The sequence below is a fragment of the Kitasatospora sp. NPDC047058 genome (genome assembly GCF_040643935.1).
Lineage (GTDB): Bacteria > Actinomycetota > Actinomycetes > Streptomycetales > Streptomycetaceae > Kitasatospora.
Genome location: NZ_JBEYVJ010000077.1, coordinates 22,667 through 29,047 on the forward strand (window position 1 = coordinate 22,667; position 6,381 = coordinate 29,047).

At 75.8% G+C, this 6,381-nt stretch carries 3 protein-coding genes; 1 reads left to right on the plus strand and 2 read right to left on the minus strand.

What is annotated here, in order from left to right:
• Positions 1 to 67: 67 nt before the first annotated feature.
• Entirely contained in the window at positions 68 to 976 is a 909-nt protein-coding gene (locus ABZ885_RS14980) for a TetR family transcriptional regulator (protein ID WP_360187734.1), read from the minus strand.
• Between the two features lie 197 nt (positions 977 to 1,173).
• Entirely contained in the window at positions 1,174 to 2,949 is a 1,776-nt protein-coding gene (locus ABZ885_RS14985) for a 3-hydroxybutyryl-CoA dehydrogenase (protein ID WP_360187736.1), read from the minus strand.
• A gap of 530 nt (positions 2,950 to 3,479) precedes the next feature.
• Between ABZ885_RS14985 and ABZ885_RS14990 the strand changes: the two genes are divergently transcribed.
• A complete protein-coding gene (locus ABZ885_RS14990) occupies positions 3,480 to 6,176 on the plus strand; it encodes an MXAN_6230/SCO0854 family RING domain-containing protein (protein WP_360187738.1) in 2,697 nt (898 codons plus the stop codon).
• Positions 6,177 to 6,381 lie beyond the last annotated feature (205 nt).

Below are 6,381 nucleotides of genomic sequence, written 5' to 3' on the forward strand. Positions count from 1 at the left end.
TACCGGTACTCCGGTACGGGCCCTCGAAATCGCTCGAAACGCCTCTGAACTGCGGAAACGCTGCCGGTCAGGACTCCCCGGCGCCGGTCAGCGCGGCCCTGATGCTGTCCACCACCACGTCCAGCGGGGCGTCGGTCCGCGCGACTGTGATGAGGACCTCACCCCCGGGGCTGGCACTCAGTGCGCTGGCGGCTGCCGCCTCCAGTCCCGTCACACTGGCACCGGGTGCCACCAGGGACCCGCGCCGCCGCGCACCGGGCGCGGAGGAGGCCCAGAAGGTCCGCCGGATGACCTCGAAGGAGTGGTCCAGCTGCGCCTCCACGTCCCCCCGGCCGCCGGCCCGCAGCCAGCGCCGCAGCACGTGGTTGTGGGCCGCGACGACCGCCGCCGCCGACACCTCGGCCAGCATCGAGTCGTCCTCGCCGCCGCGCTGCCAGCCCGGCGGGATCTCGTCGGCGGTGTCGAACCGCCCCAGCAGGTACCGGGTGAACAGCCGCTCGTACCGGGCCACCACGGCGATCTCCCGCTCGCGCAGCGCCGGGACCTGACGGATCAGCTGGTACCGGGCGACCGAGACGGCCGGGGTGGAGGCGTACATCCGCAGCACCTCCTTGATGCCCCGGCAGACCACGTCCAGCGGGTGCTCCTCGGGCTCGGCGCTGGCCAGCAGGTCGGCCACCCGGACCAGGGTGTCGTCGTGGTCCGGGAAGATCGCCTCCTCCTTGGACCGGAAGTACCGGAAGAAGGTCCGCCGGGCCACGCCGGCGGCCGCGGCGATCTGGTCGACCGTGGTCTCCTCGTAGCCCTGCGAGGCGAACAGCTCCATCGCGGCGGTGGCCAGGTCCTGCCGCATCTGCTGGCGCTGCGCGGCCGCCCGGCGGCTGCCCGGGCCGCCCTCGGGGGCGCCGGAGGCGGGCCGGTCGGCGCCGCGCGGTCCGGCGGCGTGCTGCGGGGAGGCTGACTGAACCCGATCCATGCCCGGAACGCTACACGCCCCGGGCGCCGGAGCCGCCGGCCTTCCCCGGCGCACCGGTGCGACCGGGCCGGTCACCGCCGGTCTGGGCCAGCGGGCCGACACCGACCCCGGGCTCCAGCCCGGTCGTGCGGGCCCGTACGGCACCGCGCCGCCGGAGGCCGGCCCGCCCGGGACCGGCCCGCCCGCCGAGGGCGTGGTCACCGGCGCGCGTGGTCGCGGAACCCGCGGCCGGTCTTGCGGCCCAGGCAGCCCGCCGCGACCAGGTGCTCCAGCAGCGGCGCCGCCGCCAGGCCCGGCTCGCGGAACTCCTGGTGCAGCACCTTCTCGATGGTCAGCGAGACGTCCAGACCGACCACGTCCAGCAGCTCGAACGGGCCCATCGGGTACCCGCAGCCGAGCTTCATCGCGGTGTCGATGTCGTCCACCGTCGCGTAGTGCTCCTGCAGCATCCGCACCGCGTCGTTCAGGTACGGGAAGAGCAGCGCGTTCACGATGAAGCCGGCCCGGTCGCCGCACTCCACCGGGTGCTTGCGCACCTTGGTGCACAGCTCCAGCACGGTCGCGGTGACGTCCGGCGCGGTCAGCACCGTGGAGACCACCTCGACCAGCCGCATGGCCGGCGCCGGGTTGAAGAAGTGCATGCCGATCACGTCCTGCGGCCGCGAGGTGGCCGAGGCGCACGCGATCACCGGCAGCGAGGAGGTGGTGGTGGCGAGCACCGCGCCCGGCTTGACGATCTTGTCCAGGGTGGCGAACAGCTCGCGCTTGACCTCCAGGTCCTCGGCGACCGCCTCGACCACCAGGTCGACCCCGGCCAGCTCGGCGTACTGGCCGACCGGCGTGACCAGCGCCAGCGCCGCGTCCCGCTGCTCCTCGGTCAGCCGGCCCTTGGTCACCGAGCGCTCCAGCGACTTCGCCAGCTGCGCCTTGGCCTTCTCCGCCTTCTCCAGGCTGCGGGCGGCCAGCAGGACCCGGTACCCGGCCTTGGCGAACACCTCGACGATGCCGGTGGCCATGGTGCCCGAGCCGCAGACGCCGACGCTGTGCACCTCGCGGCCCGGCACCTTCGCCTTCGCCGGCCCGGTGGCGGCGTCGACCGCCCTGGACGAGCCGGGCGCCTCGTAGGTGTAGAAGCCGCGGCCGGACTTGCGCCCCAGCAGGCCGGCCGAGACCAGCTGGCCGAGGATCGGCGCGGGCGCGTGCAGCCGGTCCCTGGACTGCTCGTACATCGCCTCCAGGACGGTCCGGGCGGTGTCCACGCCGATCAGGTCGAGCAGCGCCAGCGGGCCCATCGGCAGGCCGCAGCCGAGCCGCATCGCGGCGTCGATGTCCTCGCGGGTGGCGTACTTCGACTCGTACATCGCGGCGGCCTGGTTCAGGTACGCGAAGAGCAGGCCGTTCACCACGAAGCCGGCCCGGTCGCCGGCCGCGACCGGCTCCTTGCCGAGGTCCCGGGCGAACGCGGCGGCGTCCTCGGCCACCTGCGGGCCGGTCAGCACGGTGCGGACCACCTCGACCAGCTTCATGGTGTGCACGGGGTTGAAGAAGTGCAGGCCGAGCACCCGCTCCGGGCGGCCGGTGGCGGCGGCGATCCGGGTCACCGAGAGCGCGGTGGTACCGGTCGCCAGCACCGTCCCGGGCGGGCAGATCCGGTCCAGCCGGGCGAAGACGTCCCGCTTCAGCTCCAGCTGCTCGGGCACCTCCTCGATCACCAGGTCGGCCTCGGCGGCGGCCTCCAGTGCGTGGCCGACCGAGATCCGGGCGAGCAGGGCGGCCCGCTCCTCCGCGGTGATCCGCTCCCGGGCCACCGCGTGCGCGGTGGCCTCCTCGATCCGGGCCAGCGCCCGGGCGGCGGAGTCCTCGTTGGCCTCGATGCCGATCACCCGGCGGCCGCTCTTCGCGACCGCCACGGCGACGCCGGCACCCATCGTGCCGAGGCCGACCACGGCGACCGTGGGGAAGGGACGCTCCATTGTCCTGACTCCTTGTCATGGATGGCCCGCGCGCGCTCCGGCGGACGCGCCGGCGGAGGAGGGTCCGCGCGCGGGGGCTGGGGAGATGACGGTTGCGGCCACCGCGCAGCCGCCGGTCCGCTCCGGCCGTGCTGCGGGTGTGCCGTGGTACTCAGGCGCTCGAGGTGAAGGAAGCGGCTCTGATACGAGGAGAGAGTCCGGCCCGCCGCGATCCGCGGCACCGGCCGGTGAAGGACGCACCGTCAACCGCCGCCCGCCCCGCGCGGAACCCGCGCGCCGGCGAACGGACCCCGTCGGTGCGGCTCCCGAAGCCCGACGGTGGTGCGTGCGGCCACTGTAGCGAAGTTACCGAGCAGTAGGAAGGGGGCGGAGGCCCGTCGGCGGAAATTCGTTCGGGGCGGCCGGGAGGCGTTCGCTAGGGTGGGCGGCGCGGGGGCGGCTCCGCGGCGTGCTTCCTTCTCCTTCACTGTAAATGAACCGAGTGCGCCCACTCTCCGCCCCCGCTTTGTCGTATCTCCGGGGGAGCACCAGTGACGAAGCGGACCACCACCACGCCCGACGACGGCCTCGACGCGCTGCTGCTGCGACGGCACGGTGCCGTGGTGGTCGAGGGCGGGGCGGCCGCGGGGGAGCCGGAGCCTTGGAGCGCCGAAGGGCTGGTCGTGCTGGAGGCCGACCTCGCCCAGCGCGGGTACGTCCTGACCAGGCCGCTGCGCGCCGCCCTCGCCCGGCTGCGGCCGGCCGCCCTGGCCGACGCGGGCGGCGCCCTGCTGCGCCGGATCGACGCCGCGCTCGGTGCCGACCGCCGGCACAAGCCGCTGTTCCGCCGCTTCCCCGAGGGGGTGCCGCGGCACGCCCACAGCCTCTACTCCGCGCACGTCCGGGCCTTCCTGCTGAACCAGCCCGGCCAGCCGTGCTGCTGCTGCGACCGCACCGGAGCCGAGGCCGGCATCGGTGCCCTCGCGCCCTGCGCCCACCTGCTCTGCGGCGAGTGCTACGAGGAGCTGGAGTCGGCCGGCGAGCGGCACTGCCCGCTCTGCGACGTCCCGATCGAGGAGCAGACGTACCTCCCGCTGGACGGCAAGGCCGTCCGCAACGCCGCCCGCGTGCACGCCGCCGACACCCTGCTGCGGCCGCTGCGGCTCGCCGAGGGCGACGACCCCGCCGCCGTCGCCGCCGCCGAGCTGCGCCGGCTGCTGGAGCGCCGCACCCCGCTGAACCCGCAGGACCGCGAGGACCTCGCGGTCCTGCTCCGGCACGCCCCCGCCGACCCGGCCGGCTGGCTGCCCGCCGACATCCCCGTCCGGGAGAGCCGCGCCACCGTCCTGGCCGCCCTGCTCCACCGCGACCGGGACGCCACCCGACCGCTGCTCGCCGCCCATCTCACCACCGCCACCGACGTGCTGCGGCTGATCTGGGCCTGGTCCGGCGCCGAGCCCGACCTGCTGCCCGCCACCGCCAAGGGCCTGCGGCTGCGCAACCTGCCCCGCCCGCTCCGCCGCGAGCTGCTCGCGGTCCTGGCCGCCCTCCCGCCCGGCACCCTCGCCGAGGACCTCGGCCGGCACCGCCAGGCCTGGCTTCGGGCCGGCGAACTGCTCCACCCCTACGAGCACGAGCGCCGCTTCCCGGGTGTGGCCGCAGCCTTCGCCGTGATCCGCCGGAGCGACCTCGACCTGCACGGCCTCGGCCCGCGGCTGCGCGGGGCCCCCGAACCGCTGCGGGTCCACGCGACCCCGGCCGGCCACACCCGGCTGGTCGTCACCACCTTCGCCGCCCGGGTCGAGCGCGCCCTCGACGACGGTGACGTGCCCGCCGCCGTCCGCCTGCTGGCCCGCCGCCCGGGCGAGCTGGTCCGCCGGCTGCACCACCTGCTGCGGGTGCACGCCTTCTGGGGCGCCGGCGAGCCGCTGCCCGCCGAACTCACCGAGGCGCTCCCGGCCGCCCTGCGCAAGGCCGCCCCCGGCCCGCTGCTCGGCGCGTACGGGCGGCTGCGCGCCCCGCGCGAGCTCGGCGAGCGCCGGCTGTACTTCCCGCGCGGGCGGGTCGCCCTGGCGCACGCCCGCGAGGACTGGGGCACCGAGGTCCCGGCCGCGCTCAGCGCACCCGTCTGCGCGCTGATCGAGGCCGAGCTGCTGCGCCGTGCCGGGCGCCTCGAGCGGTACGACCTGGCCGTCCTGGACGAGGGCCTGGCCGACCTGGTGGTCCCCTTCGCCGAGCGGGCGAGTGCGAAGACCCTGGTCGCCGTCCCGCGCGGCAGCGTCCAGCGGCTCCCCGACGGCAGCCGGATCCGGCTGTTCCTGCACTGGATGCAGACCCCGCGCCAGCGGGTCGACCTCGACCTCTCGGTCGCGCTCTACGACGACGAGTGGCGCTTCGCCGGCCTCTGCGACTACACCCACCTGGTCCTCGGCCGCCGCGCCGCCGTGCACTCCGGCGACTTCACCTCGGCCCCGCCGCCGCACGGCGCCACCGAGTTCGTCGACCTCGACCTGCCGGCCCTGGCCGCCGAGGGCGCCCGCTACGCGGTCACGGTCGTCTTCAGCTACAACGACGTCCCGTTCGAGGACCTCGCCGACGCCTTCGCCGGGTTCATGGCCCTGGACGCCTCGCCGGCGGCGAAGTACCGCAAGGAGGCCTTCGACCCGAAGGCCGTCCGCCAGCGGCTCGACCTGGCCGGCGACGCCAGGGTGTCGGTGCCGGTGATCGTCGACCTGGCGCAGCGCACCCACACCTGGACCGACCTCAACCTCGGTGCCTCCGGGGGCTTCCACAACGTCCACCGGCACCGGGACCGGATCGGCACCCTGGCCGCGGACGTGCTGGCGCACTTCGCCGAGGGCTCCCGGGCCACCCTCTGGGACCTCGCCGTGGCGAGCGCCGCCGCCCGGGCCGGCGAGGTGCTGGTGCGCGAGCGGTCCGGTACCGCGGTCCGGGCCTACCGCCGGGGCGCGGACGAGCCGGTGGCCGCCTTCGCCGAGCGGCTGCGCGGTCGGCACGAGCCCGACGAGCGGCGCGACGCGCCCGCCGGTGACACCGCCCTCGCGCTGGCCGAACGGCTCACCGGGGCACGGGCGTTGGCCGCCCTGGTGCACGCCGACGTGCCGGCTCCGGCGGGCCTCGGCGGGGAGCTCTACCGGCTCTACCCGGGCCGGTCGGACGAGGCGCCGGACACCCTGGTGCGGCTCACCGCGGGCGATGTGGTGGCGCTGTTCGCCCCGGAGGAGTGAACGGGCGGACGCGTGTCCACCCGAACCACCCGATAGGGGAGTTCCGCGCTCTTGACCGCCGGGGCAGCATGGAGACATGAGCACCGGAACCGTCGCCGGCCACGCCGAGCCCGCCGCCGAGCCGTCCGCGGGGCCCGCCGTCCAGGGCCCCGCCCCCGTCGGCGGCGCGCTCGGCGCCGTCGCCCCGTCAGCTGCTGACGTGTCG